The sequence below is a fragment of the Sphingobium sp. WTD-1 genome (genome assembly GCF_030128825.1).
GTDB lineage: Bacteria > Pseudomonadota > Alphaproteobacteria > Sphingomonadales > Sphingomonadaceae > Sphingobium.
This window is the reverse complement of the sequence record NZ_CP119128.1, coordinates 288,853-313,651: the sequence shown is the minus strand read 5'-3', so window position 1 is coordinate 313,651 and position 24,799 is coordinate 288,853. Positions and strand designations below refer to the sequence as shown.

The following is a 24,799-nucleotide window of genomic DNA, read 5'->3' as shown; positions in this document are numbered from 1 at the left end:
AGATCATGATGTGACGACCCTCCCGTTCGCGGGGAACGGTCGTTTTCGGCATAGCTAGGAAGGCGAATTTCGACCATCAAGACATTTCCCGCACTTCCTGGCGCTTCAGCCATGTGAATGCCGATGCGCGCACAATCGCATGGCGCGCGGTCAGACATTGCCTCAGGAAATGCGGCGACGAGGTGATATAGATCAGCAGGCGATTGCGACCGATTCGCTACGGGACCGTCCAAGAGAAGAGGAAAACGTCGGCAGGGACGGACAGCCCATGATCTCGCTTGGTTCAGTGCTCCAGAGGCAGGGTGGCGCGATCGGGTTGCCGATCGTGAGCGCGGTCGCCGTGCAGCGCCTGATGAGCTTTACAGATGAGCTTTACAAAAGACCGGTACGTTTCAACCGGCTGCCGCACCGTGTCAGGAAGGCGCAGGACCGGACCGGCACATGCTTCCTCGATCGCTGCACCATCCGTTGGAGATTTGCAGATGAACACGCCAATTGAAAGCTCCGGCGCGGATTTGCACGACGCCTCGGGGCGTGCGGTCTCTTACGACGCCGGTCTTCGCCGTTACATGCTTGGCATCTATCGCACGATGGCCCTGGGACTGGTCCTTACCGGGCTCGTCGCCTTCCTCGTCGCCAGCACGCCAGCTCTCTATCAACCGATCTTCAACACGCCCCTCAAATGGGTCGTGATTCTGGCGCCGCTCGCCTTTGTCCTGTTCTTCTCCTTCCGCGTCGAGCAGATGAGCGCCAACACTGCGCGGATCGCTTTCTATTCATTCGCGGCCATCATGGGACTGTCGCTGGCCAGCGTCTTCCTGGTGTTCACCGGCACCAGCATCGCGCTGGCGTTCTTCTCGGCCGCCGCCCTGTTCGCGACGATGTGCCTGTGGGGCTATACGACCAATGTCGACCTTTCGCGCTGGTCGACCTTCCTCATGGTAGGGCTTTTCGGGGTCGTCATCGCGAGTCTTATCAACCTGTTCCTTGCCTCCGACAGACTGCAGTTCGCCGTCTCGATCATCGCCGTGCTGGTCTTCACCGGCCTTACCGCCTGGGATAGCCAGCGCTTGAAGAGTCAATATTTCGCCTATGCGGGGACAGAATCAGCTGAGAAGCTCGCGGTGATGGGGGCGCTATCCCTTTATCTGGATCTCATAAACCTGTTCCAGCTCCTGCTCAACCTCATGGGGGAGCGTGAACGAGCATAGCGACGTCACATCATGCGCCCTTTAGGGTGCCAAAAAAGGAGGCCTTATGGTTGGAGTCAAAGTCGATGCCGTTTCCGGCGTGTCCGACGCGGTCGGTCAGCAGATGTTGGGGACACTGCGCCGCAACTGGGGATGGATCGTCTTTCGCGGTGTCCTCGCGCTCGCGCTTGGCGTGGTATCCTTTCTGTTCCCGCTCAGCGCCCTGTTCGCCTTTGCGATGGTATTCGCCGCCTATGCCGGTGCCGATGGAATCCTTTCCATGGTCGCGGCGGTGCGCGGCGCCCGGCGTAAGGAGGAGCGCTGGTGGGCCTATGTGATCCGCGGGATCATTGGCATCGCGACCGCGATCCTGTTCGTGCTGATGCCCGAGGTCATGACCGTCGGCTACGCTCTCGTCACTCTTGTCATGCTGGCGATCTGGGCGATCGTGACGGGCGCCCTTGAGATGGTTGCCGCAACGAGCCTTCGCAAGGAAATCAGGGGAGAGTGGTTGATGGGCCTCTCAGGCGCCCTCTCGGTATTTCTTGGGATCGCGATCTTCATCCTGCTGGTCCTTGATCCCCTGACGACCTTGCCTTCGGCCGCGTGGGTGATCGGGGCCTATGCAATGTTTGCCGGGTTTGTTCTCATCGGCCTCGGTCTGAAGCTTCGGCGAGCTTGACCGTGCCACGGGAAAATGAAGCCAATAAAAAGCAACGAACTGAACTCCAACCAGGGACCAATATGATGTCTGCTTCCGAGAAACCCACACAGCCTGTGAAGGCTGCCGAGAATGACAGGACACAGGCCGAATTAGCCTCGATGCGAGACGAGCAGCCCGCTGATGAACTGGACCCGGTGGAGGAAGCTATCATTGAGTCGTTTCCGGCCAGCGATCCTCCTAGTTGGACGCTATCGGGACCAAAGCAGGTTCTTCGCCCGAAAGCGTAGGAGTACCATGATCCGGACTCTGTCCGGTGGTCGGGTTACCCAGCGCTATTGGCGCTTCACCAGAAAGCTGGCGATTAGCGACTTCCGGCGAGCAATCCTGTATCGTCGCGATTCGATGGAAGGGCGACGTAGGTGCCCCGGGTCTTGATCTGGTCGCATGATGCCAGCGTCGAGATACGGAGCCTCCGGAAGATGAATGATTCCCAAAATTCTCGTATCCGCCTCGATCAGCAAGTAGACCAGGCCTTCGACCGGGCAGCCGGCCATACCCTGCACGACCCCCTGCTGCTCTCGCAAATACGGACTTGCAACACGGTTTGCCAGTTCGCGTTTCCGATCAGGAGAGACGACGGAACCGTCAGGGTCATCAATGCCTGGCGCGCAGAGCACAGTCACCACCGGCTGCCGACCAAGGGTGGCATTCGCTTCAGCCCCAATGTCGAGCTTGAGGAAGTCGTTGGCCTAGCCTCGCTCATGACATACAAATGCGCGCTGATGGACGTGCCCTTCGGAGGGGCAAAGGGGGCGATCCAGATCGACCGCAACGAATTCTCCGCAGCCGAACTCGAACGGATCACGCGCCGGTACGCATTCGAGCTGCTCCGCCGCAACATGATCGGCCCTGCCAGCGATGTTCCGGCACCCGACTACGGGACGGGGCCGCAGGAAATGGCCTGGATCGCCGACACCTATCAGCAAATTAACCACTCGGATCTGAATGCGCTGGCGTGCGTGACGGGCAAGCCTATAACCTTGAGTGGGTTGCGTGGCAGGACCGAGGCGACCGGGCTTGGCGTGTTCTATGGTCTGAGGGAAGCCTGCGCTCGAGAGGCCGAAATGGCGCGGCTGGGTTTGACCAGAGGCCTCGAAGGTAAAAGAATCGTCGTGCAAGGATTGGGCAACGTCGGCGGGCATGCAGCGACATTTCTTGAAAATGGTGGCGCGAAGATCATCTGTGTCATCGAGCATGATGGAGCAATATTCAGGGAGGCTGGCCTGCATATACCGGATGTGATGGAACATCGAACCCAAACTGGTTCCATCATGGGGTTTTCTGGCGCTCAAGACCTGCCTTCGTCGATGCTGGGACTTGAGCTCGACTGTGACATACTTGTGCCGGCAGCACTCGAAAATACAATCCACGCTGGCAATCAGCAGCGCTTGCGAGCACGCATCATTGCGGAAGGGGCCAATGGTCCAGTGACCGCAGACGCCGATCGCGCGCTGTCCGAGCGCGGTGTGATGATCATACCTGACATCTACTTGAACGCAGGAGGGGTTACGGCCTCCTACCTTGAGTGGCTGAAGAACCTCGCTCATGTACGCTTCGGGCGCATTGAGCAGAGATTTGATCAGGGGGCCTATCACAGAATTGCCGGCGCGAGTGGTCGCAAAATCGAACCACCCGTCCTCGCCACACTTAAGGGGGCAGACGAGATTGATCTAGTGCATTCGGCACTTGAGGACGCAATGTCCAGCGCCTTAGCCCAATTGCTCGAAGCAAGAGGGCGGCATGGCACAGACCTGCGGACCGCCGCAATGATCGTTGCGATCGACAAGATTGCCGCATGCTATGGCCAGACGGGTATCTTCCCGTGAATCACTTCGAGCGTGACGATCGGTCAGCGTCTGCAAAACTCATCTCGCGGTCCAAGAAAGATCTAGGCGGATTGGGCTTGGCAAAATGCTTCGTGCCAATGAAGCGACCAAGTCTCTCAGTGTCCAGCCACTCCTTTAAATCATACGCGGCAAGACATAAAACGCCAACGCTGTTCCGCGAGGTGGCCAGTCTGCTGGAACTCTCATCCATGTGCGCGCTAGGCGATGCCAACTCCCTGTCCCGGCGAGTCTCGTTTTCCAGCCGCCACCCTTCGACGCGCGCAAGAGCTTTGGCCGACTGCCTGCCGGGTTGGCCCCGCGCCGTGGGCCCGCCGAAGCCAGTACACGGCGCACTATCTCCAACGGTCTGGCACGGCCGATGCAAGATCTGCTGATCACTTCCTTCAGCCTGCTTGCGGCATGCACTTTTGCGGCTGTTGTGGCAGCGATTCTGAGAATGCCTACTCTTACCGGCTATCTGGCGGTTGGCGCTTTACTTGGTCCGTCCGCCGCGGGAATCTTAATTCCAGGAGGCGCGCTTGACTTTCTTTCAGAGCTTGGCGTCGCATTGTTGTTGTTTCTCGTCGGACTTGAATTCTCTCTCGGTCATTTTTGGCTGATCCGTAAAACCGTACTGACAGCCGGCGCCCTTCAGATGGTCGTCGTGGCGGCCCCCTTGGCACTTGGCCTGACTTGGCTCGGGCTGCCCGCCCGAGATGCCAGCTTATTGGGTGTCGCGGCGGCAATGTCCTCGACGGCCCTGGTCAGTCGGCAGCTGGCGGATCAAGGCGAATTGACAACTCGCCACGGTCGCAGCGCCATCGCGGTGCTCGTTTTCCAGGATCTCGCCGCAGTGCCCCTTCTGGCGATCATGGCAATATGGGCACGGGGCGGGGATCCGAAATTCGAGAATGTCCTTATCGAAGTGTTAGCGGTTCTCGCGCTGTTTGTGGTGTGCGCCCTCGGGTCGCGCCGCCTTTTGCATGGTCTGCTCCGTTGGGTGGCCAGCCGCGACCACGAAGAATCTTTCGTTCTCTGCTCTTTGTGCGTGGTAGTGGCGTCTGCGGCCGGAGCGCATGCCATCGGCGTGTCGGCCGCGCTCGGCGCCTTTCTTGCGGGCATCGTGCTGGGCGAGAGCGACTTCCGGCACCGAATGGAAAAGCATCTTCGCCCCTTTCGTGATGTGCTTTCGGGCGTGTTCTTCGTCGGCATCGGCTCGCGCCTGGATTTCGCGCAGGTAGTGACAACGCCTGGCGCGACAATGGCCTGGCTACTGGCACTGGTTCCGATTAAGATCATCCTCAACACCCTAGCCCTGCGCGCCACACGCATGTCCGCGCTCGATGCCTGGCGCACCGGCATTCTCCTTGGGCATGGTGGCGAATTCGCCCTGTTGCTGCTCGGAATCGTCTTACAGCAAGGCCTGATCGCCGCTTCGGTGGTACAACCAATGCTGCTCGCGCTGGTGTTGAGCATGGCACTGGCCCCGCTGTTGATCCGAATGCATGACATGCTGGCTCTTCTCCTGAGCCGTTCGCGTGGCCTCAAGCCGCCGCCGCAGGCAGAGGAGGGAGCCATTGCAACGACTGCCAAGTCATTGCGGAACCACGTGATCATATGCGGCGCGGGGGAACTCGGCCGTGACTTGAGCCGCATACTAACGCAGGCAGGTATCAGTCACCTGCTTCTGGAGTCCGATGACGAGGAGGTGGCAGCGGCGCGAGCGACTGGCGCCCCGGTGCATCATGGCGATGCCAGCCGACCGGAAACGCTGCAAGCTGCAGGATTGGAAGACGCTTGCTTGGTCGTTCTAACCTTTGCCCAGATTTCGCCGGCACGCCGCATAATAAAAACCGTTCACCGGTTCCGGCCGACGCTCGATCTGGTGGTTACGTGCTCACGCGAGAATGAGATTAGCGCCTTGAACGCTTTCCCGAATGTATATCTGTATCGCGAATCCTTTGCCGCCGCTATCGGCATAGCGAGACAGATAATGTTGCATCTTGGGAAGGCGGACGACCTCGCTGTGAGAAGCTCATTAGATCAACCACCCTTCCCGACAGCGGTATAAGGATAGCGCTTTCATGAACGTGAATCGCAAAACGTCTTTCCAGATCCTGCTGGATGAATGGCGATTGCTCAACTTCTATGGACGCTTCGAGCAGGTCGTCGCGCTCATCCTGTCTGCGGTAATCGCAGTTATCATCGTGGTCTCGTTGATCCAGCTAATCGGCGCTGTCTTTACGCTCCTCATCATGGGCGGCTTCAATCCGATCGACCATAGGATCTTCCAGAGCGTGTTTGGCATGGTCATGAACTTGCTAATCGCGATGGAGTTCAAGCATTCAATCGTTCGTGTCGCGCTGCGCCAGGATAATATCATCCAGGTCAAGACCGTCCTCCTGATCGCTCTAATCGCACTTGCGCGCAAATTCGTCATACTGGACCCGGAGGTTGGCGCGGAAAAGATTGCCGCGCTGGCGGCCACTACGGTGGCGCTTGGCTTGACCTACTGGCTTCTGCGCGAACGAGATGATCGAACGTCGCCTGAGAGCTTACCCCCAAGTCTTACATGCAATAACCCGTTTTCTTCGAGCCCGTGATCGAGTCGCGACGCCAAGCTTGACGCAGGCTCGCTGCCTGATGGCCGACGTCAACAAGGTCCATTCTGTGCGAACCATCGGATTGGTCGCCCAGGAACTCGATAAGACCGAAGATGAGATTACTGTTCTCGCTCTCGGCATGGATGTGGAAGATGGGCTGATCTGAGTCTACAGCCCCGAGCACGAAGGCGGCATCATGGCGTTCACCAACTGCGGCATCGAGAACCTCGAGACGCTGATCGCCGACCAGGAAATCGCCAAGAGATAACTTCCCCGCGGCCTTCGCCGTATGGCGACGATGAATCTTGCGATGTTTGGATTATTTGTGGCCGACAAGTTGCAAGGAAATTATAATAAAGGGCTGAAGAGGCGGGCAATATTTTCAGCGCACTTACGTGCCAGGCCACGGCACTCCCACATACATGTATTGATTTTATCGCTTTGTTGTAATCGATCGCGTTCGATTCGGCCAAGCGCAAGCGCTGCCGCCCGATCATAGAGCACAATGCTGATCTCGGAATTGAGCGCGAATGACCGAATGTCCACATTACACGATCCGACGACAGCCACTGTCTCGTCGATGCTCATGTGCTTGGCGTGAAGGAATCCCGACTTGAAAAGATGGATCGTGACACCGGCGTCGATGAGTTCAGAATAATAAGACTGCTGGGCGAGATGAACCAGGGGGTGATCTGAGTAGGCAGACAACAATAAACTCACCTCCACGCCTCTCCGTACGGCGATCTGCAATGCTTTCAATAAGGGGTCAGTAGGAATGAAATACGGCGTCGCGATCACGACGCGATTCCGCGCTGAGTGTATGAGGGCAACAAATAGCTCATCGACACCTCCCTGCTTGATGTCGGGACCACTCGGAAGAACCTGCCCAAGGCTCGTTCCCGCATCTTCTGCGGGCGGGTAAAGGTGGTGGTCAACAAGCTCCTGTTGCGTCTCGAGGAACCAATCGGCGACGAATACGGCCTGCAGTTCGCCGACTACCGGCCCACGCGCCCGGACCATGACCTCGCGGTTCGGCCAGCCGAACCCATGATCGGCGTCGATCACATTTTGAGACCCGATATAGCCTACGCGCCCGTCGATCACAGCGATCTTGCGATGGTTGCGCAGGTCGAAACGCGAGGAGCGACCAAGGATTCGAATGGGCAGAATTTCTTGCACTTCCACACCCGCCGGTTGGAGCTCGCGTCTGATGCGAGCCGCCCACCTGCGTGAGCCGATCGCGTCTACCAGCAGCCTGCACACCACGCCCCGACGCGCCGCATCACACAGAGCGGCCATCACCCGCCTGCCGGTTCGATCAGCGGCAAAGATGTAAAACAGAAGGTGAACGTGACGCTCGGCGCGCGCGATGTCATCGACGAGACGATCGATCGTCTCGTCGTAGTCGGTGAGGAATTCGACCGCATTGCCATGTAACGGGGGCATCTGGCCAATCGAACTGACGAGCGACGCAGTCGATGCTACGTCTTGGGCGAGGGCGGCAGGTCGAGCGACCCGAGCGATGCTGGAGACGGACCGGTGCATGATCGGCCATAGCTGCGCTACCCGCAGGCGGCGCCACTGGGGGTGATATGGACGGCCGATTGCAAGATAGAACACGAGCCCGATCCACGGAGCCACAAAAAAGAGAAGCAGCCAGCTCTGAGTCGCGACTGGTGATCGTCGGAAGGGCACGACGATCAGTGCACCAAGCCGTATGGCCCATGGCGCCACGGAAAACAGCCACTCAAGAGCGATCGCGGGGGTCATCCGAAGGCGATTGGCCGACTGACGCCGCATGCGACGAAGACTTTCGGGAGCGGCCGCGCGGATGCGAAAGTGCTGCTCGGGCGGTAGCGCGCCTTACCGGTACGGCGTGCGCAGATTTCCAAGGCCGCTGAGTCGAGCGAGCGGCAACTCGAGTGGTTCATCGCAAAATTGTTTGGCCCATCGGCTTGCCATTCAAGGTGACGATCGGAGAAGCCGCGCATGTTGCTGCTCCAGTCCCATGAGCTTGTAGGTCCTTGCACGATTGCCTCTCTTCGCGACCGTTCTTGCGTGGCCAGTTAGCAGGTTCATTTCCCCACGAATGCATGTTCGGGCCGGTGAAAATGTCCCACTCTACGATATGCCCCATTCTGACCTGAGTCAGTAGGGAGCCGAACCGAAGTTGCGAGAAGAGGGCAATGAATTCAGGCAATGGCTGTTTTTCAAGGAAAAACGGGCAAGCGCAAGCTCGGATACTTGCGACGCTCCTACCTCGACTCGCGCGGCAAACTCTGACGCCATGCGCGCCGCCGCGGTTGAAGCCAGGTCGGGATGGCCGTGAGGGCAATAGAACGCGGACCGGGATGGTGATGCGTGGATAAGCCGCTTGTCAGGGGCGGCGTGACACGCGGCCACAGCGCGGCTGAGTCTGGAAGGGCGCCCGATACTTCCGCGGTAGTATCGGGTCAGAAACTGCCCCGCGCTGCTCGCGGTAGATGCAGGATGACTCGGGTTCCAGCGCCAGGGTCGCTCTCGACCGCGATATCACCGCCAAATTGGGTCGCGAACCTTCGGACCTGGCCCAACCCGAGTCCGGTTCTCTTGAGCGACTGCCTCGTCGTGAAGAACGGCTCGAAAACACGGGTCAGAACGTCGGGTGCGATTCCTTCACCGGAATCGATCATTTCAAGCCGAACGAAGTCGCCCGCTGCGCCTATAGGGCTCGCCGTGCTTCGGAACGTGTTGAAGGCTCGCAGGACCAGCACGCCACCCTTTGGCATCGCGTCGGCGGCGTTCGCCAGGAGATTGAAGAGCGCAAACTGGAGATAATTGGGGAGGACGCGGACCGGCCAGAGGTCACGTGCGATCTCTGTCCGAAAGTCCACGCTCTCTCCAAGGATTTCGCGGACCCGTGGTTCCATGTCTTGGATCACCGCTTCAACCGAAACCCGGTTGGTCGTCACGCCGCTACGGGCGCTGAGATCCGCTATATCGTCGGCCAGGGCGGCGGCATTCCGGATGGCGTGCTTCATGCCGCTCACGATGCGCGCCAGTTGCTGCGGATTCGGCCCACGCTCGATCGAGACCAGACCGGAGGCGATCACCGCCAGCATATTGTCGAGGTCGTGCGCCATTCCACGCATCAGCATGTCGGGTTGGCGAACGACCCGATCGGCCGGGCTGCTCAACACAGTCGTGATGTCCATGACCACTCCTTCGGTCGCCGGATGCCAAGCTTCGGTCGCCATACAATGCCGGAGCATATCGCGACCGGCGCCAATCTGGGGCTGAGCTAAATCAGTGTTAGCCTGCCCGGAGCGCTTACCGATGAAGCTCGCCACCGGCCGCCTCGGCGGGAATGACTGGAAGTACCAAAGTAGCGTGGAGAGCTTTGTGCCTTAGCTGGCGAAACAGCGCAATCACGCACCGGCGCGTTCGGCCTCAGGCGACCGGCCACCCAGCTTCTAGTCAGCGTGCCAGGCATGTCGGCGCTCCGCGATGACGCTGTTCGAAGAAGGAGTTAGATGCCATGTCCATTCGTGATCTGATCCCCTGGAGCCGTCAGGAGAACAAGGTTCCTGCTCAGGTCAGCGCTGCGGGCGCTGCGAGCGACCCGGTGCTCTCGCTGCACCGGGAAGTGAACCGCCTGTTCGAGGATTTCTTCCGCGGCTTCGGTGTGCCGGCGCTCGCCGGCGTCGAGCGAGGGCTCCTCGCCCCGAGCGTCGAACTTGCCGAAACCGACAAGGAAATCCGAGTCACGGCCGAACTCCCCGGACTCGACGAAAAGGACGTGGAAGTGACCGTCGAGGAAGGCGTCCTCACGCTCCGTGGCGAGAAGAAGTCGGAGGTCGAGGACAAGGACCGGGGTTATTCCGAGCGGAGCTACGGGCGATTCGAGCGCCGCATCGGCCTTCCCAATGGTATCGAGCAGGACAAGGCGAGTGCCACGTTCAAGAAGGGTGTTCTCACCGTCACGGTGCCGAAATCGGCGTCTGCCGCCGAGAGCGTCCGCCGCATCGCCGTCAATTCGGGTCAGGCATGATAGTTACCGCCCGTGGGCCGCGTGCCCACGGGCGGGGCCATCTCAGTGATTGCGCCCGTTCTGGTGAAGTTGTCCCACTCCCGGCAACGGCATATCACACATGATCAGAGCAGAAGGCGAGGGTGCTCCCGAGTTGACAGGGTATAGCCCGAAAGGTTGATCATGAGCTGCCGGTTGCGGATCACGAGCGAGTTCGCTGCGATCGCTGCCAGATCGCCGCGGCGAAGTTGCTGCATCGAGCGGCTGACATGGGTCTCAGATAAGCCGAGGAGGTCAGCCAGATGGCGACGCTGCAATGGGAAATACGACATCGCATCGTGCCCGAGGTCCAACGCAACGAGGCGATCTACAAGCTCAAGGAGGAAGTAGGCTAGGCGTTCAGCGCCATTCTGCTTCGCGACAAGCGCAATGCGGCGATCGGCGCGGCGCTGGTCCTCCATGAGCGCGAAGACCATCGCCTCGGAGAGCTGGCTCTGCCGCTGAAACAGCTCGTCGATATTGCGCCCTGTCAACACGCACAGCGTCACGGGGGTTAGGCTTTCGACACCGCTCTCCGAATCACCCAGCATCAACTGTTGAAGACCGATCAGGCTACCCGGCAGCAGAATGTCGATGATCTGTCGTTGCCCGGTTGGTGTAAGCTTGTAGCGATATGCCCATCCCGCATACAGCGTGTACAGCTTTCCGGCGAACCGCCCAGGCTCGATGATCACGCGGCGCGCAGGAACATCTATCTGATTACTCTTGAGGGCGCGCACAAAGCTGAGCTCGGGCGCTGTAAACTTCTTGAACAGCGCCAACCGGCGAAGCGCGCAGTCTTCACACGGTATGAAGTTCATTCGTAGTCCGACCCGTCCGCATAGCCAGTGCGCTATAGCAGAGGTGGGCCCACATGTCACACGGCCGCTGCGTGGGCCCGGCGCCGTCAGATCGTGACCACCGCCGCCGCGAGACGCGCAAGCCCGATAGGATCAAGGATTTCCAGGTTGCGCCCATTCACCTGCACATAGTTATGCCGTTGCAGCAGAGTGAATGTACGGGTCACGGTCTCACTGGTTAACCCGAGATGGTCGCCGATGTCGGCTCTCGACATGAGCAGATGGAAGTGGTGACGCCCCTCCAGCCTCTGCATGAGATCGAGAAGAAAGAACGCCAGCCGCTCGGTGGCATTCGACCGCCCGAGCAGGAAGCCGGTGCGTAGCGCGATCCGATAGGTCCGCAGAAACCAGGTCGTGATCGTGGCGCATGTGAAGTGATCGAACTGCGACAGGCCCTCAAGCACGCTGCGATCCGTCATGATGAGCGAGGTCGGGCACAGGGCCTGGGCGAACTGGCTGCGCACCTCGTCGCGTTCGAGCAGAATGAATTCCCCCGGCAGGTAGAAGCCACCGATCCACCGGCGACCATCCTCGGAGATGATGCTGGTTTGGATGGCGCCGGAGAGGATCCAGTAGAGGCCATCCGACTCGGGCCGCGCAGGGAGTTCCTGGCGGTCCTTCAACATGATGAGCTTGGAGTTGAAGCCATTTCCTAGAGGCGGAGGAACGACCTTTCGCCCGCGATTCATCGCGGGCGTCTCCTTCTCAAATAAGCAGCCGAGCCGTTCCACATGTCACGACGCGTAACATATGTCACGGTGATGGGCAATCTCAATGGCCGAGTCGTGCCACAGTTTGACCGGCAGAAGGCTGAGCTATGTCAGGGCGGCAGGGGCGCGGGCCTGCAATTCCACGGCCGACCGGAGAATATTGATGCCCACATTGATCAGGACATCGGCAAAGATCGCAGTACCGCCGCCCGTGGCAGCCAAGTCGGAAGGCGGCGGGGCGCTTCAAGATTGGGCGTTCGGGCGGGTGGGCCGCGCCGGGGGAGTCCGTGCACCAGCCTTTACCAAGGCGTTCGAACACTCGCCTGCCTTCGAAGAGCAGAGGCCTTTGGCAGAATCGTGCTCCGCGGACCGGCGACGCAATGTGGACGGTCGATGTTTTTGTGGACTATGAACCTTGGGCCGCGATGCCTTTTCAAAGGAGTCGACTGATGAATCTGGTTCCTAAGCCAGAGTGGGGAAAGTATCTCGATCGGGTTTCCCGGGGCATGGTTGGGTTGCGAGCTGAGATTGAGGTCGCCTCGCTCGAACTCGGCGATCAGATCGAGGCGCAATACCTGCCGATTGCCGGCATCTTCTATGACCACAAGGACGACTTGGTGGGTGTGACGCTCGAGGGACTGGATCACATGATCCGCCACCCGCAATCGATCTACGTCGAAGAAAGCGGCGACGGCGTTGCGGCGATCGCCGTGATCGATGGCGACGGGACGAATCACCTCGTAAAGCTGAGGCGGCCGCTTGCGCTGCCCGCTCCCGACCAATGAACTCGTACCTTCAACAACCAAGGGGAAGATCATGAAACGCAGTTTTTTAGCCGCGACCGCGGCCTCGGCCCTCATTCTGACGGCGGGCTGTTCCAAGCAGGACGCCAACAACGAGGCCGCCACGAATGCCGCCACCGGGGCGGCCAGCGCCCCGGTGGCGGCGACGCCGGCCCCGCCCGTCGACCGCGCAGAACTGCTCCAGGACGCCGTTTCGGCGCTGCAGGAGACGCAGAATGCGCTTGCCGCGCTCGACAACAAGGACGGCAAGGCCGCGACCGCCGCGCTCGAGCGCGCCACCGGCAAGCTCGAAATCGTGCTCGCGCGCAACCCCAGCCTTGCTCTCGCTCCGGTCGATGTCAGTGTGATCAGCTACGACGTCCTGGGTTCTGTGGATGCCGTGAAGGCACTGCGGAAGTCGGCCGAGGAGGCGCTCGAAGATGGACGGTTGCAGGAGGCGCGCCATCTCATCGACGGGCTGGCGAGCGAAACCGTTGTTCGGACCAGTAATCTCCCGCTCGCGACCTACCCGGACGCGATCAAGGCCGCCGCGGCTCTCATCGCCCAAGGCAAGCTGGACGCAGCAAAGGCGGCGCTCGAAGCTGCGCTCGGCACGATCGTGATCCGCGACGTGATCCACCCGCTCCCGCTCATCCGGGCAAGCGCGGCGATCGAAGAGGCGCGCAACCTGGCTGCGAATGCCCAGCGCGGCGCCGGGGATGAGGCGAGAATCAAGCAACTTCTGAACACTGCGCGTGAACAGCTCCGGCTCGGTCAGGCGTTGGGCTATGCGACCAAGGACCAAATGAAGGAGCTGCTGAAAACGGTCGACGAGATCGAGGAGGGCACCAAGAACAAGGGCGCGGCAACGAGCATTTTCGACAAGATTCGCGATTTCTTCAAGAAAGCAACTCAATCGAGCCAGCCTGCTCAGAAGAAGTGAGTCAGCGCAATCTGACAACACTGCCAGTGCCGGCGCGCGCGGGTTCGATGTGGCTGCGGGTGGATAGCTACTGAGACCATAGGACGAGGAGCGCGGACTTTGCGATCCTGCAAAGTCCGCACTCCTCAAGCCCGACTGCCGAAGGACGGTTATATGATCGTTCATGCCCCTCGCTCGCCAAACGCATCGGGGTGGGATCCGGGGCGGGCCGAACGGATTGTCGGACGGGTTCGGCGATGGAATAGACGGAAGCCGAGGCGGACAATGCCGCGGTCCGCCGCACCGCAAATGACATGAGTCAGCCAGCCGGAGCGCTCTCCCGCTCACGGTCGCGTCTTGCCGGGCTGCGGAGGAGTGCGGGATTCGCAGGCGGGCCCACGCCGTGCGAGTGATGTTCGTCATCGATGCTTCCGATGGTGGCGATGCCTCCTCGGAGGGCCGCATTATGTCCGACCTGACCGTTCGAGCATCCAAGAGGAGGGCGACATGCCGGTCATACGATTGGAAACCAAAACGGTCGCCAAACCCTGGGGCCGATGGTCGACTGGACCCTGGTTCGATGACGTGGCCGCGCGTGAGGAGCCCGTCGGCGAGATCTGGTTCGAGCTGCCGCCGGGAAGCGGGCTTGATGACCCCGAGCTGCTGGTCAAGTACCTGTTCACGAGCAGACGGCTCTCGGTCCAGGTTCATCCTGACGACGCTACCGCGAAGGCGTATGGGCTCCCCCGGGGCAAGAGCGAAGCCTGGCAGATCCTCGAGGCCGAGCCGGGGGCGAGCGTCGCGCTGGGACTGCGGACATGGGTTACCAGGGAGCGGTTGCGCGCCGCGGCCAGGGATGGCTCGATCGTCGGCCTGCTCGACTGGAAGCCAGCGCGGGCGGGTGACTTCTGGTACGCGCCGGCAGGCACGATCCACGCCATAGGCGCCGGTCTCAGCCTGATCGAAATCCAGCAGAATGTGGACGTCACCTATCGGCTCTATGACTATGGTAGCAATCGCGAGCTCCATCTGGACGAGGCGGTGGAGGCTGCCCGCCCGGCGCCCTACGAGGCTCCATTCGCCCCATTCGAGTTGGCGCGGGGCAGGCGGGTGCTTGCCGCCGGAGGGCCGTTCGTGGTGGAACGCTGGGCCGACGCTTTTACCGGCATTCTGGCGCCGCGGCGAGGCGAGCCGGTTTGGCTGATACCCCTCCGGGGCGAAGCGGTCGTGGGATCGGAGCCGATTGAGCCCGGCGGCGTGTGGATCGTCGCTGGCGATGCCGGCGTCAACTTCACCGGCTCGTGCGATCTTCTCGTCGCCTATTCGGGCCGAGCGGTGCACGAGGCGCTCATCGGCTGATCTTGAAGTGGACCGGCAACCCTGAAGCGGGCTCCCGATCGAACCGAAAATGGCTTGTTGAAGTGAGCTAGATCAGTGCCGGACGGAGGTGCTGCGCATAGCGAAGCCGATGATCCCGCCTCGGTGGGCTTCTCCAAGGATGGGCCTTGAAATGCCTGCTAGCCCGGTTCGCTGCACCACAATCCTGACATTGCTTCTGGCCTGCGGGAATCCCGCGATTGCGCAAACTTCCACCCCTTCGTCTTCAAGCCCAACCGAAGGCCGCAGCGAGCAGTACAACGTACCGCCGCCGCCTGGCTACAAGCCGCCTCCTGGCCGGTTCGTGCAGTCGGATCGCGAGCGCGAGGAGGATGATCGCTACAGCCGCGAAGCCGAACGGTGGGCGGCAGAAAATTGCATAGCGGACCGTCGGAGCAACATCGCTGCAGGCGCGGTGATCGGCGGGCTGATTGGAGCGCTTGCCGGTTCAGGGCTCGCCGGTCGCTACGATAGAGCCCCGGCCACCGTCCTTGGCGCGGGTGCAGGCGCGGTCGCGGGCAGCGCCATCGCGAGGAACGCCAGCCCCGACTGTCCGCCCGGGTTCGTGGTCAAGGCAGCGCCCGAGCCTTTCTATCCGCCACCCGTCTATCCGCACGTCTATGTGGCGCCGCCGTGGTATGATCCCTGGGTATGGTACGGGGGCCACTGGATCTACAGGCCCTATCCCTATCACCGATACTGGTACAAGCGCCACTGGCGACGCCGCTAAGTGCCGGAGGAGCCGGAAGTCCTTGGTGTGCCTGAGCCGCTATGGCATGGGTTTGCCACTCCGGAGCATTTGGCCGAGAGCCTGGTCCGAGAGGTGTCGGGCATCATCACCGATCGTCTGGAAACGGAAGGCGCCGCCTTCGTCGCCTTTCCAGGTGGCCGGTCGCCTGTGCGCGCGTTCGAATTCCTTGCCCCGCGAGCGAGCGGGTGGCGTGGGGTCACGATCATCCCCACCGACGACCGCCTCGTGCCGCCGGGCGACCGGCTGTCCAACTATGGTCTGCTGGAGAGATGTTTCGCCGCGGGGCAAGCACGGCTCACCCCTCTTGCAAGACCACCATTCGATGATCCTGCCGCAGCGGCGGACGCAGCCGAGCTGAGGCTTTCGGACCTGGCTTGGCCGCTGGATCTGGTCTGGCTAGGGTTCGGTCTGGACGGGCATGTTGCCTCGCTCCTCCCGGGACCGGACCTTGCCGTTGCGATGCGTTATCCTGACTGGAGGCGCGTCGCCGGCATCAGGCCCGTGCCGCTTCCGGCCGAGGCGCCGGTGCCCAGAGTGACGTTGACGCTGAGCGCCATTCTCTCGGCAAAGCGACTGCTTATTTTCGGCAGCGGCCAGGACAAGCTGAAGGTCGTCGAACGGGCTCTGGAAGAGGGTGCGGAGTCGCAGATGCCGCTCGGCATCGTCTTAGCTAAAGCAAAGTGCCAGCCCGAACTATTCTGGAGCCGATAGCTTCGAACTTTGTCGCTGGATCGGCTCGCTTCGCGACGTCTCTCGGGCAGGGCCGACGCAGCAAGCTCTTTGCGAAGGGGCATGGGAGCGAAGGCTGGCAAACGCGTAGAAGATGCAGGAGCGAGCCCGCTCCTTCAGAGCACTGACAAAGATCAGCGTTTCGCCGAGCCGCCACGTTTAGATTGCCCAGGTCTTTGGTGCTCGATCGGCTCGCCGGAAGGCTGGTCGAGCTGAACGACGGGAGATCCTGGATGCGGAGGCTCGTTTTCGTTCCCGCGTTGCTGCTGGCAGTCGCTTGCGATACGCGTAGTCACGCCCGACGGCACCGCTGAATGCGGACGGTTCCGGTCGCCTGGAGTCGGCCCGTGGCGCGCCCCCGAGCTTCGCCGATCTTGCCGCCCGTCTCTCCCCGGCTGTGGTGAACAGCTCGACAACGTCGCGTGTAAGGGTGCGGAGAATGCCCGACTTTCCGGGCGGCCTTCCGTTCGGCGGCCTGTTTCCCTTTCCGGGACTGGGCCGGCCGCCCGCTCCCCTTAATGCCACGTCGCGCGGATCCGGATTCCTCATTTCGACAGATGGCTACGTCGTCACGAACAACCACGTCGTCGCGGGTCGCGGCTCGGGCGTGCAGGTCCAAGCGATCAAGGTCACGCTGACCGGCGGGAAGGAATATCCAGCTCGCGTGGTCGGGCGTGACGAAGCCTCAGACCTTGTTGTCCTCAAAGTCGAGGCTAATAACTTGCCCTTTGTGCGCTTTGGTAACTCGCCGGGCGCGCGCACCGGCGACTGGGTCCTCGCAATCGGGAATCCCTATGGCCTTGGCGGCACGGTGATGGCCGGGATCGGCCGCCACTTGTCGACTCCGGCTGTTGAACGAGAGGAATTCGAATGAACCTTGAGAAATATACGGACCGCGCAAAGGGCTTTCTTCAGGCCGCGCAGACCGTGGCGATAAGACTTAATCATCAGCGCATCACGACGGAGCATATTCTCAAAGCCCTGCTCGAGGACGAGCAGGGCATGGCAGCCGGCCTGATTCGCGCTGCCGGCGGCAATCCGGATCTGGCGGCTAGCGAAGTGGACGCTGCGCTTGCCAAGCTGCCTTCAGTCACCGGAAGCGGGGCGTCCCAGCCTCCCGGACTCGACAACGATGCCGTCCGGCTCCTCGATCAAGCCGAGCAGATCGCCCAGAAGTCCGGGGACAGCTATGTGACGGTCGAACGGCTACTGCTGGCGCTCACCCTCGCGACAGGCGCGGCGGCTGGCAAGGCTCTGGCGCGAGCGGGCGTGAAGCCCGAGGCGCTGAACGAAGCGATCAACCAGCTTCGCGGCGGGCGCGCCGCGGACACGGCAAGCGCCGAGGATCGCTACGATGCGCTGAAGAAATTCGCCCGCGACCTCACCCAGGCCGCGAGGGACGGGAAGCTCGATCCGGTGATCGGCCGGGACGAGGAGATCCGACGCACGGTTCAGATTCTGGCGCGTCGGACCAAGAACAATCCCGTGCTCATCGGCGATCCCGGCGTTGGTAAGACCGCGATCGTGGAAGGGTTGGCGCTCCGCATCGCCAATGGCGACGTTCCCGACACGCTCAAGGATCGCAAGCTGATGGCGCTCGACATGGGGGCGCTCATCGCCGGCGCGAAATATCGCGGCGAGTTCGAGGAGCGTCTCAAGGGCGTGCTCGACGAAGTGAAGGGGGCCGAGGGCAACATCATCCTCTTCATAGACGAGATGCACACGCTGATCGGCGCAGGTAAGACGGAAGGCGCGATGGATGCGGGCAACCTCTTGAAGCCCGCGCTTGCCCGCGGCGAGCTGCACTGTATCGGCGCGACCACGCTCGACGAATACCGTAAGTATGTCGAGAAAGACGCGGCGCTCCAGCGCCGGTTCCAGCCAGTGTTCGTCGGCGAGCCGACGGTGGAGGACACGATCTCCATCCTCCGGGGTCTCAAGGAAAAGTACGAGCTGCACCACGGCGTGCGGATCACGGATGGGGCGATCGTCGCGGCGGCGACGCTCTCCAACCGCTACATCACCGACCGGTTCCTGCCCGACAAGGCGATCGACCTGATGGATGAGGCGGCAAGCCGGATCCGCATGGAGGTCGAATCCAAGCCGGAAGAGATCGAGACGCTTGACCGGCGCATCATCCAGCTGAAGATCGAGCGGGAAGCGCTCAGAAAGGAGTCGGATGCCGCATCCAGGGATCGCCTGACGCACCTCGAGCATGATCTCGCGCAGCTTGAGCAGCAGTCCGCGGAACTTACACAGCGCTGGCAGGCGGAGCGGGAGAAGATCCAGGCCGAGGCCAAGCTCAAGGAGCAGCTCGACCAGGCTCGCCTCGAGCTTGACCAGGCGCAGCGACGCGGCGACCTCGCCCGCGCTGGCGAGCTGAGCTATGGCGTCATACCGGGTTTGGAGAAGCAGCTGGCCGACGCTCAGACGGCGAGCCAGGGCGCGATGCTGCGCGAGGAGGTCACCGCCCAGGACATCGCGGCGGTCGTCTCGCGCTGGACGGGCATCCCGGTGGACAAGATGCTCGAAGGCGAGCGCGAAAAGTTGCTCCATATGGAGGAGGCGCTCGGCAAGCGGGTCATCGGCCAGCGGCAGGCGGTCACGGCGGTCAGCCGCGCCATCCGCCGTGCCCGCGCGGGCCTGCAGGATCCGGACCGGCCGATGGGCTCGTTCCTGTTCCTCGGCCCGACCGGCGTCGGCAAGACCGAGCTCACCAAGGCGCTCGCGGGCTTCCTGTTCGACGACGACAGCGCGATGGTCCGAATCGACATGTCGGAGTTCATGGAGAAGCACTCGGTCGCGCGGCTTATCGGCGCCCCGCCGGGCTATGTCGGCTATGAGGAAGGCGGCGTGTTGACTGAGGCGGTGCGGCGGCGGCCCTATCAGGTGATCCTCTTCGACGAGGTGGAAAAGGCGCACAACGACGTCTTCAACGTGCTCCTGCAGGTGCTCGACGACGGCCGGCTGACGGACGGACAGGGCCGCACGGTCGATTTCAAGAACACGCTGATCATCCTCACGTCCAATCTCGGTAGCCAGTACCTATCCAACCTGGCGGAAGGGGAGACGGTCGAGAGCGTCGAGCCGCAGGTGATGGAGGTGGTGCGCGCGCATTTCCGGCCGGAATTCCTCAACCGGCTCGATGAGATCATTCTGTTCCACCGCCTCGGCCAGGCCGACATGGGTCCGATCGTCGACATTCAGGTCTCGCGCGTCCAGAACCTCCTCCAGGATCGGAAGATCATCCTTGACCTCACCGAGCGCGCGCGTGCCTGGCTCGGCCGCGTGGGGTATGACCCGGTCTACGGCGCACGTCCGCTTAAGCGCGCAATACAGCGGTATCTTCAGGATCCTTTGGCGGACCTCCTCCTGCGGGGCGAGGTCCCGGATGGCTCCACTGTCACCATTGATGAAGGGGACGGCGAACTGGCATTCACGATCCGGATGAAGGGGCCCGCCGAAGGGCAGGCTGATTGAAAGGCACTTCGCGGCGGCGATCCGCTGCCGCGAGGACCTGCAGCGAACGAGGATTTATCGATGGCTGAAAAGCGAGGGGTCGTCTGCCCCCACTGCGATGCCACGAACGCGGTGCCGACCGACCGTGAGCCGCTGGTCGCCAGATGCGGTCGTTGTCATCAGAAGCTGTTCGAGGGCGTCCCTGCCGCTCTCGACGCTGCGCGAGCGCGCAAGCATATCCGCAATTCGGATCTGCCGGTGATCGTCGATTTCTGGGCGAGCTGGTGCGGCCCGTGCCGGACGATGGCGCCGATCTTCGAACAGGCAGCGCGCTCGATCGAGCCGAAAGCGCGCTTCATCAAGGTCGATGTCGACGCAAATCCCGACATCGCATCCGAGTACGGCGTCCAGGGGATCCCCGCGTTGCTTGCCTTCAAGAATGGCAATGTCGTCGCGCGCCAGGCTGGCGTCACTGATCTAGGCACGCTGAGAGGGTGGGCCGAGCGGTTCGGTGCTTGAATACCGGCATCGCAGCTTGATCGGTGCCTCGGGTGTGGCAATGTTAGCGGCCGGCGCATCGAATGCCGGCCGACCCCATGTCACGAGCCTTTCTGTCCCGAGGCGTCGCCTGGCCAACCCCGGATAGGAGCATCGTCGAATTGAAAACGCTGCTTGTTAAGGGGTGCAGCCCTTTCCCGGGGCGGCTCGTGTACCTCATACGGCAAGTCAATCCGCTCGCAATAACGCACCGCAGCATCACGACTGTCGAAGCGAAGATCGATCTGAAGCAGGGGATCTTCTCCGCCGGTCCAACCTGTTAGCCAGTCGACAAAAGGCCTTTTTCTCGGCTCAAACCTGAGCCTCCACTCATTCTTATGCGCGCGGCCGCCTCGCCCATGGTTGGAGGCGCTGGGATAAGGCTCGATGATTGCACGAGCATCATCAGGCAGCGAAGTTAGGTAGCGGCGCCACCATCGCCCATCCTGCGCGACGCGACAGTTTGTGGCATGCCTATGATCGAGCTTCTGCTGTCGCATGTTGCGCAAGCGAATGCGACGCAGGCGGCTCCGGATATAACCGGCCGAGCATGATCGATTTTTATAGAGACGCGAGCCCATATTGACATCTGTCCTTGCCGATGCGGAGCTTGCGGTATTTCATCGGCGATAGGTCTGAGCTATGTCAGGATGCTGCTTCTTGAATTGCGGATATTCTGTTCGTCCAGCCCTTGATGGAGATCAACGTGCCAGAAAAATTCGAGCAGAACGTCCTCGAGCAGGTACGAGTGAGGGAGGTTGTCGGCACCGTGCACAACCTCGAAATGCTCGAGGAATTGGTTGTTGCGCTCGGAGCGGCAGGAGTCGACAAGGGCGACATCGACTTGATGGCGAGCCGCGAGGCGGTACTTGCGAAACTTCCCGCAATCTATGGCGACCCGATAAATCTTGCGGAAATTCCCGACCTGCCGCGGCGCGAGCTGGTTACCCGAGATGAAGGGGCGACGGTCACCGGGGTTGTTTTCGGAACGCTAATCTCGCTGGCTGCGCTTGGCGCAGCCCTGCCCGTCGTGGCATCAGGTGGCGCCTTGGCAGCGGTGCTCGCCGCAACTGCGGCAGGCGGAACGATTGGAGCGGGTATCGCGAAGGTCGTGCGCAGGGCCATCCTGGGTGGCGTCGGGGCCGATACTCTTGAGCGCGATATTCGTTCCGGTGGATTAGTCGTCTTTGTTCGAGTGCGGGATGACACCCCCGAATCCCAGATTCAGGACATCATGCGAAAATCCGGCGCGCTGAACGTGCACGTGCACGAAATCGAGCTGAAGAAGACGCTGGACGAGTTGCCGCTTGCCACAATCCAACCTGATCCATGGCTCGCCACCTGATCAGCGCGGGCTTGGCGGCCCGGCACGCCGAGAAGTTAGAACAGGTCGCGATCTAACCCTGATCCCATTGCGTGGCTTCTCGGGCGTTTTGCAATAAACATTCGCGTGTCGGCCGCGGCATCATGCTCAATCGCGTGTGAGATACCGGTACACCGTAGATTCGTTGGTAGGTAAGGGCACCGGACAGCGTGACGGGCGGAGTAATAGTATCACGCTGCCCGGTGCAACGGCTCGGCGGCCGGGGGGGGCGAGTGGTCCGTCCGAGCCGTATTCCTAAAGCTAACCGTATCCTGCGCGGGCCAGCGCCCATTCGAGTTCGCGCATCGAGGGCTGCACGAGAACCTGTCCCCCGAGCTTGATCGTGGGACTGGCAAGCCTGCCTCCGGCGAGCCATTCGAGCTCCGACCGCACTTCTGGATGGGCTTCCCAGTCGACGAAGCGATACGGGATCCCGGCTCGGTCGAGATACCGCCGAATCATCATGGTGATGCCGCACCAACGGCTTCCGTAGATGACGATCGGAGCGGGAGCTGGGCCGCGTGCTCGATACGCGGACGCCATTATTCGCGTCCCGCATTCGCTGGCGTTCCAACAATCTCGTCGAGCTTGGCGAAGAGCTCATAGATGTCGGGGACATGCTGGAGCTTCGGCGAGATGTGGGCGTAGCGGATGACGCCCGCTCCATCGATGACGTAGAGCGCGCGCTCGGAAAAGCCATCAGCGTCGCGCCATACGTTATAGCGGCGCGCGACTTCTCCCTTGGGATTGAAATCCGCGAGGAGCGGCATCGAGAGTCCGCGAGCGGCTGCCCAGGCGCCGTGGCTGTAAAGGCTATCTACCGAAATCCCGACGATCTGCACGTCGCGCTTCTCGAACTCGCTCCATTCCTGCTGTTAAAGGTCCAACTGCTTGCTGCAGCCTGGGCTCCAGTCGAGCGGATAGAAGGCGACGACGATTGTTCGTCCCGCATAGGATGAGAGGGTGACTTCCCGGCCGTTGGCGTCCAGCAGGGCGAACTCTGGCGCTTTCGCTCCCACGCTGAGAGGAGCATTGACCGCATCCCCCTCCATCGCAGGCGCATGCTCGTGGAGGCTTTTCAGATCATCCAGAGTCGCGCCGGCCGGTGCCTCGAAGGCAGGGCGGGCCGAGCCGGCGGAGCGCCACAATTCCTGAATCAGGCCGTGGAGCAGCGATAGAGCCTGCTTTTCCGGGCCGTCCGGAAGCTTGGGCGCCAGCGCCGCAAAGTCGGTGCTGAGCTGTTCCAATCGACTTGGCTGGGGGGCCAGTGTGCCTGCGTTTCTATCCAAGTTGGGACTCCTTGCTGCACGTGGTCCGCCTTCGCGAGGAATGGCGCGACGAACCTTCCTGATGTCGCCGACCCAACCTAATCGGGTTGCTTGGCGGCGGGCTGAGATAGATCAGAGCTTGGCTCGGCCCTGCGACTAACCCGAGACCGCCGCTCAAGGTGCCCCGGCCGCAGGAGGTCGGGGCACCATCGACGAAGGAGCAACGATCAAAACCGTGGAGGCTTAGGTTGAGATGAAGAAAATGGGATTCAGTTTTGCTCTCCTGCCGGCAATGCTTCTTGGCATAGCCGGGTGCACCACTACGGGGTCCGGCATCGGCGTTGCGAGGAGCGGGACGACGACAGCGACGTTCGTGTGGAAATCGAGCGGTGCCCGATCGGGCATTATGACCGCAAAGCTTAGCACGGGCGCCACCTATGCAGGCCCGTTCTTCCAGATCACGAGCGAGACAACCATCGAGGAGCTTACTCCGCTATGGACCGGGTGGGGCGATCGGTGGAGGTGGCGTGGTTGGACGTATTGGGGACCAAGCCAGAGCACGCTCACCCATTACAGCGGGAGGGTGCTCGCCAACCTTACCGGCGCAGACGGGCAGATGCGGTGCCATTTCCGGCTGATGCGGCCGAGTGCAGGGATGGCTGGCGGTGGGCAGGGACGCTGCCAATTGCCGGGCGGGACGATCATCGACGCGACCTTTCCGCCGACCTGACGGCTCTTGCTCAATTCGGTCGGCAAGGTTACGCCGGTCGGCGATGGGTTCGTGCGGGTGGATGTTGTGCAGCCGGCGAAGGCGGGGATAGCCATCGCCATCCCCGCCGATCGCATCAGGGCAGGATCCTGATTTGATTGTCAACGCTCGTCACGCCAGGTGCGGCCCATGCCGATCTTTCGGCCTCCTGACGTTCGGCCCAGCTCCTGACCGTACCCTTGAGCGTGACCTTGCCGCCGTCGGCTATGACCTCGACGCGTTGCGCGTCGACCTGGGCGCTGCGGACGAGGGCGTCCTCGATCTTCTTCTTGACGTCGCCAGGGTTGACCCTGGGCTCTACCGTGATCAAATTGGTGACGCCCTTTACGCCGCTGATCGACCGGACGGCGCGTTCGGCCCATTCCTTCTGAAAATTCCATTCGACATGGCCCTCGAGCGTAAGCCAGCCATTTTTGACGACGACCTTGACCTTTTCGGCGCTGCTGGGCAGTTCGCGCTTCAGCGATTTTACCGCGTCTTCGGCAATCTCGGGATCAAGGCGCTCGGTCGACAGCTTGACCTGGATCTCGTTGGCGACCGCCTTAACCCCCGAGACGCGTTTCGCCGCCTTCTCGGCATAATAAGAGTCCATATAGCTCTTGGTCACGCCGCTCAGCGTCACGATCCCGTCCTTCACGGCGACGGCGATCGTCTCGTCGTGCTGGATCGACGGGTCGTATTTGATCTCGTCCTCGACGTCCCTCTTGATGGTGGAATCGGTGCGAAAAAGGGAAACCATGGTGGATCCTCCTAGTCATTGCGGGCCAGCAGCCCAGGTTGGCACTCCGCCCCAGCTTTCCTATTCAGCGAGTCGCCGATGCGCGCTGACTTAGGTCAGGCGAAAACCGGTGGGACCGTTCCCGGCCCGGTCGCGGTCTGCG

25 protein-coding genes and 1 pseudogene are annotated in these 24,799 nt (G+C 61.6%); 17 read left to right on the top strand and 9 right to left on the bottom strand.

The window, feature by feature from the left end; all coding sequences use genetic code 11:
• Window positions 1-268 precede the first annotated feature (268 nt).
• The 7 genes from N6H05_RS26665 to N6H05_RS26635 all read left to right on the top strand — a co-directional run bounded on the left by N6H05_RS26665 (window position 269) and on the right by N6H05_RS26635 (window position 6,509).
• Complete coding sequence (locus N6H05_RS26665) at window positions 269-499, top strand: hypothetical protein (RefSeq protein WP_047867073.1); 231 nt, start codon at window positions 269-271, stop codon at window positions 497-499.
• Window positions 483-1,211 carry a Bax inhibitor-1/YccA family protein gene (locus N6H05_RS26660; protein ID WP_075153432.1) on the top strand — a complete coding sequence of 243 codons (729 nt, stop codon included), beginning with the start codon at window positions 483-485 and terminating at the stop codon, window positions 1,209-1,211. Before N6H05_RS26665 ends, N6H05_RS26660 begins: the two co-directional genes overlap by 17 nt.
• 46 nt (window positions 1,212-1,257) lie before the next feature.
• Entirely contained in the window at window positions 1,258-1,872 is a 615-nt protein-coding gene (locus N6H05_RS26655) for an HdeD family acid-resistance protein (protein ID WP_053058596.1), read from the top strand.
• Window positions 1,873-2,333: 461 nt separating this feature from the next.
• Window positions 2,334-3,740 (top strand): Glu/Leu/Phe/Val family dehydrogenase, encoded by a 1,407-nt coding sequence (locus N6H05_RS26650; protein ID WP_047867100.1) that lies wholly within the window; start codon window positions 2,334-2,336, stop codon window positions 3,738-3,740.
• A gap of 379 nt (window positions 3,741-4,119) precedes the next feature.
• Entirely contained in the window at window positions 4,120-5,811 is a 1,692-nt protein-coding gene (locus N6H05_RS26645; RefSeq protein ID WP_075153431.1) for a cation:proton antiporter domain-containing protein, read from the top strand.
• Window positions 5,812-5,824: 13 nt separating this feature from the next.
• Window positions 5,825-6,343, top strand: coding sequence for a phosphate-starvation-inducible PsiE family protein (locus N6H05_RS26640; protein ID WP_075153430.1), 519 nt, complete (start codon window positions 5,825-5,827; stop codon window positions 6,341-6,343).
• Between the two features lie 40 nt (window positions 6,344-6,383).
• Window positions 6,384-6,509: a hypothetical protein gene (locus N6H05_RS26635; RefSeq protein WP_284114352.1), complete on the top strand. Its 126-nt coding sequence runs from the start codon at window positions 6,384-6,386 to the stop codon at window positions 6,507-6,509.
• 182 nt (window positions 6,510-6,691) lie between these two features.
• Here N6H05_RS26635 and cls read toward each other — a convergent pair whose 3' ends face one another.
• The gene (gene cls, locus N6H05_RS26630; RefSeq protein WP_075153429.1) at window positions 6,692-8,113 is read right to left on the bottom strand and encodes a cardiolipin synthase; all 1,422 of its coding nucleotides are present in this window, start codon (window positions 8,111-8,113) and stop codon (window positions 6,692-6,694) included.
• A 683-nt stretch (window positions 8,114-8,796) separates the two neighbouring features.
• Window positions 8,797-9,537: a sensor histidine kinase gene (locus tag N6H05_RS26625; protein WP_075153472.1), complete on the bottom strand. Its 741-nt coding sequence runs from the start codon at window positions 9,535-9,537 to the stop codon at window positions 8,797-8,799.
• Window positions 9,538-9,860: 323 nt separating this feature from the next.
• Here N6H05_RS26625 and N6H05_RS26620 point away from each other — a divergent pair, with 323 nt between their 5' ends.
• The gene (locus N6H05_RS26620) at window positions 9,861-10,373 is read left to right on the top strand and encodes an Hsp20/alpha crystallin family protein (RefSeq protein ID WP_075153428.1); all 513 of its coding nucleotides are present in this window, start codon (window positions 9,861-9,863) and stop codon (window positions 10,371-10,373) included.
• A gap of 104 nt (window positions 10,374-10,477) precedes the next feature.
• Here N6H05_RS26620 and N6H05_RS26615 read toward each other — a convergent pair whose 3' ends face one another.
• Both N6H05_RS26615 and N6H05_RS26610 read right to left on the bottom strand, forming a co-directional pair.
• Complete coding sequence (locus N6H05_RS26615; protein ID WP_075153427.1) at window positions 10,478-11,212, bottom strand: Crp/Fnr family transcriptional regulator; 735 nt, start codon at window positions 11,210-11,212, stop codon at window positions 10,478-10,480.
• Window positions 11,213-11,298: 86 nt separating this feature from the next.
• A complete protein-coding gene (locus N6H05_RS26610) occupies window positions 11,299-11,940 on the bottom strand; it encodes a helix-turn-helix domain-containing protein (RefSeq protein WP_075153471.1) in 642 nt (213 codons plus the stop codon).
• A 470-nt stretch (window positions 11,941-12,410) separates the two neighbouring features.
• Between N6H05_RS26610 and N6H05_RS26605 the strand changes: the two genes are divergently transcribed.
• The 8 genes from N6H05_RS26605 (at window position 12,411) to trxC (ending at window position 20,500) form a co-directional block, all read left to right on the top strand.
• Window positions 12,411-12,746, top strand: a complete 336-nt coding sequence (locus N6H05_RS26605; protein WP_010339455.1) for a DUF5335 domain-containing protein — start codon at window positions 12,411-12,413, stop codon at window positions 12,744-12,746.
• 31 nt (window positions 12,747-12,777) lie between these two features.
• Window positions 12,778-13,686: a YfdX family protein gene (locus tag N6H05_RS26600; protein ID WP_047867079.1), complete on the top strand. Its 909-nt coding sequence runs from the start codon at window positions 12,778-12,780 to the stop codon at window positions 13,684-13,686.
• A 486-nt stretch (window positions 13,687-14,172) separates the two neighbouring features.
• Window positions 14,173-15,024 carry a class I mannose-6-phosphate isomerase gene (locus N6H05_RS26595; RefSeq protein ID WP_075153426.1) on the top strand — a complete coding sequence of 284 codons (852 nt, stop codon included), beginning with the start codon at window positions 14,173-14,175 and terminating at the stop codon, window positions 15,022-15,024.
• Window positions 15,025-15,175: 151 nt separating this feature from the next.
• Complete coding sequence (locus N6H05_RS26590) at window positions 15,176-15,772, top strand: glycine zipper 2TM domain-containing protein (protein ID WP_284114350.1); 597 nt, start codon at window positions 15,176-15,178, stop codon at window positions 15,770-15,772.
• Between the two features lie 69 nt (window positions 15,773-15,841).
• Window positions 15,842-16,504: a 6-phosphogluconolactonase gene (locus N6H05_RS26585; protein ID WP_237241408.1), complete on the top strand. Its 663-nt coding sequence runs from the start codon at window positions 15,842-15,844 to the stop codon at window positions 16,502-16,504.
• Between the two features lie 457 nt (window positions 16,505-16,961).
• Window positions 16,962-17,396: a S1C family serine protease gene (locus N6H05_RS26580; protein WP_284114349.1), complete on the top strand. Its 435-nt coding sequence runs from the start codon at window positions 16,962-16,964 to the stop codon at window positions 17,394-17,396.
• Window positions 17,393-20,002: an ATP-dependent chaperone ClpB gene (gene clpB / locus N6H05_RS26575; RefSeq protein ID WP_075153425.1), complete on the top strand. Its 2,610-nt coding sequence runs from the start codon at window positions 17,393-17,395 to the stop codon at window positions 20,000-20,002. The genes N6H05_RS26580 and clpB overlap by 4 nt, the downstream gene beginning before the upstream one ends.
• Before the next feature lie 60 nt (window positions 20,003-20,062).
• On the top strand, window positions 20,063-20,500 hold the full coding sequence (gene trxC / locus N6H05_RS26570) for a thioredoxin TrxC (RefSeq protein ID WP_010339445.1): 438 nt from the start codon (window positions 20,063-20,065) through the stop codon (window positions 20,498-20,500).
• Between the two features lie 80 nt (window positions 20,501-20,580).
• Here trxC and N6H05_RS28350 read toward each other — a convergent pair whose 3' ends face one another.
• Window positions 20,581-21,018, bottom strand: a complete 438-nt coding sequence (locus tag N6H05_RS28350; RefSeq protein WP_075153424.1) for an NADH dehydrogenase ubiquinone Fe-S protein 4 — start codon at window positions 21,016-21,018, stop codon at window positions 20,581-20,583.
• Between the two features lie 194 nt (window positions 21,019-21,212).
• On the opposite strand from N6H05_RS28350, the gene N6H05_RS26565 reads away from it, so the two are divergent.
• Window positions 21,213-21,863, top strand: coding sequence for a hypothetical protein (locus N6H05_RS26565; protein WP_062770711.1), 651 nt, complete (start codon window positions 21,213-21,215; stop codon window positions 21,861-21,863).
• Window positions 21,864-22,142: 279 nt separating this feature from the next.
• Here N6H05_RS26565 and N6H05_RS26560 read toward each other — a convergent pair whose 3' ends face one another.
• The 4 genes and pseudogenes from N6H05_RS26560 to N6H05_RS26545 form a co-directional block, all read right to left on the bottom strand.
• A complete protein-coding gene (locus tag N6H05_RS26560; RefSeq protein WP_047867088.1) occupies window positions 22,143-22,424 on the bottom strand; it encodes a glutaredoxin family protein in 282 nt (93 codons plus the stop codon).
• Window positions 22,424-23,170, bottom strand: a pseudogene (locus tag N6H05_RS26555) (redoxin domain-containing protein). Before N6H05_RS26555 ends, N6H05_RS26560 begins: the two are co-directional and overlap by 1 nt.
• A gap of 549 nt (window positions 23,171-23,719) precedes the next feature.
• Window positions 23,720-23,974: a hypothetical protein gene (locus tag N6H05_RS26550; RefSeq protein WP_170319078.1), complete on the bottom strand. Its 255-nt coding sequence runs from the start codon at window positions 23,972-23,974 to the stop codon at window positions 23,720-23,722.
• A gap of 20 nt (window positions 23,975-23,994) precedes the next feature.
• Entirely contained in the window at window positions 23,995-24,657 is a 663-nt protein-coding gene (locus tag N6H05_RS26545; RefSeq protein WP_010339440.1) for a BON domain-containing protein, read from the bottom strand.
• Window positions 24,658-24,799: the final 142 nt, after the last annotated feature.

Bases quoted from the DNA above. Each gene is read 5' to 3' on its own strand.
- N6H05_RS26665 (WP_047867073.1), top strand. From the start codon at position 269: ATGATCTCGCTTGGTTCAGTGCTCCAGAGGCAGGGTGGCGCGATCGGG.
- N6H05_RS26660 (WP_075153432.1), top strand. From the start codon at position 483: ATGAACACGCCAATTGAAAGCTCCGGCGCGGATTTGCACGACGCCTCG.
- N6H05_RS26655 (WP_053058596.1), top strand. From the start codon at position 1,258: ATGGTTGGAGTCAAAGTCGATGCCGTTTCCGGCGTGTCCGACGCGGTC.
- N6H05_RS26650 (WP_047867100.1), top strand. From the start codon at position 2,334: ATGAATGATTCCCAAAATTCTCGTATCCGCCTCGATCAGCAAGTAGAC.
- N6H05_RS26645 (WP_075153431.1), top strand. From the start codon at position 4,120: ATGCAAGATCTGCTGATCACTTCCTTCAGCCTGCTTGCGGCATGCACT.
- N6H05_RS26640 (WP_075153430.1), top strand. From the start codon at position 5,825: ATGAACGTGAATCGCAAAACGTCTTTCCAGATCCTGCTGGATGAATGG.
- N6H05_RS26635 (WP_284114352.1), top strand. From the start codon at position 6,384: ATGGCCGACGTCAACAAGGTCCATTCTGTGCGAACCATCGGATTGGTC.
- cls (WP_075153429.1), bottom strand. From the start codon at position 8,113: ATGACCCCCGCGATCGCTCTTGAGTGGCTGTTTTCCGTGGCGCCATGG.
- N6H05_RS26625 (WP_075153472.1), bottom strand. From the start codon at position 9,537: ATGGACATCACGACTGTGTTGAGCAGCCCGGCCGATCGGGTCGTTCGC.
- N6H05_RS26620 (WP_075153428.1), top strand. From the start codon at position 9,861: ATGTCCATTCGTGATCTGATCCCCTGGAGCCGTCAGGAGAACAAGGTT.
- N6H05_RS26615 (WP_075153427.1), bottom strand. From the start codon at position 11,212: ATGAACTTCATACCGTGTGAAGACTGCGCGCTTCGCCGGTTGGCGCTG.
- N6H05_RS26610 (WP_075153471.1), bottom strand. From the start codon at position 11,940: ATGAATCGCGGGCGAAAGGTCGTTCCTCCGCCTCTAGGAAATGGCTTC.
- N6H05_RS26605 (WP_010339455.1), top strand. From the start codon at position 12,411: ATGAATCTGGTTCCTAAGCCAGAGTGGGGAAAGTATCTCGATCGGGTT.
- N6H05_RS26600 (WP_047867079.1), top strand. From the start codon at position 12,778: ATGAAACGCAGTTTTTTAGCCGCGACCGCGGCCTCGGCCCTCATTCTG.
- N6H05_RS26595 (WP_075153426.1), top strand. From the start codon at position 14,173: ATGCCGGTCATACGATTGGAAACCAAAACGGTCGCCAAACCCTGGGGC.
- N6H05_RS26590 (WP_284114350.1), top strand. From the start codon at position 15,176: ATGCCTGCTAGCCCGGTTCGCTGCACCACAATCCTGACATTGCTTCTG.
- N6H05_RS26580 (WP_284114349.1), top strand. From the start codon at position 16,962: ATGCCCGACTTTCCGGGCGGCCTTCCGTTCGGCGGCCTGTTTCCCTTT.
- clpB (WP_075153425.1), top strand. From the start codon at position 17,393: ATGAACCTTGAGAAATATACGGACCGCGCAAAGGGCTTTCTTCAGGCC.
- trxC (WP_010339445.1), top strand. From the start codon at position 20,063: ATGGCTGAAAAGCGAGGGGTCGTCTGCCCCCACTGCGATGCCACGAAC.
- N6H05_RS28350 (WP_075153424.1), bottom strand. From the start codon at position 21,018: ATGCGACAGCAGAAGCTCGATCATAGGCATGCCACAAACTGTCGCGTC.
- N6H05_RS26565 (WP_062770711.1), top strand. From the start codon at position 21,213: ATGGAGATCAACGTGCCAGAAAAATTCGAGCAGAACGTCCTCGAGCAG.
- N6H05_RS26560 (WP_047867088.1), bottom strand. From the start codon at position 22,424: ATGGCGTCCGCGTATCGAGCACGCGGCCCAGCTCCCGCTCCGATCGTC.
- N6H05_RS26550 (WP_170319078.1), bottom strand. From the start codon at position 23,974: ATGGCTATCCCCGCCTTCGCCGGCTGCACAACATCCACCCGCACGAAC.
- N6H05_RS26545 (WP_010339440.1), bottom strand. From the start codon at position 24,657: ATGGTTTCCCTTTTTCGCACCGATTCCACCATCAAGAGGGACGTCGAG.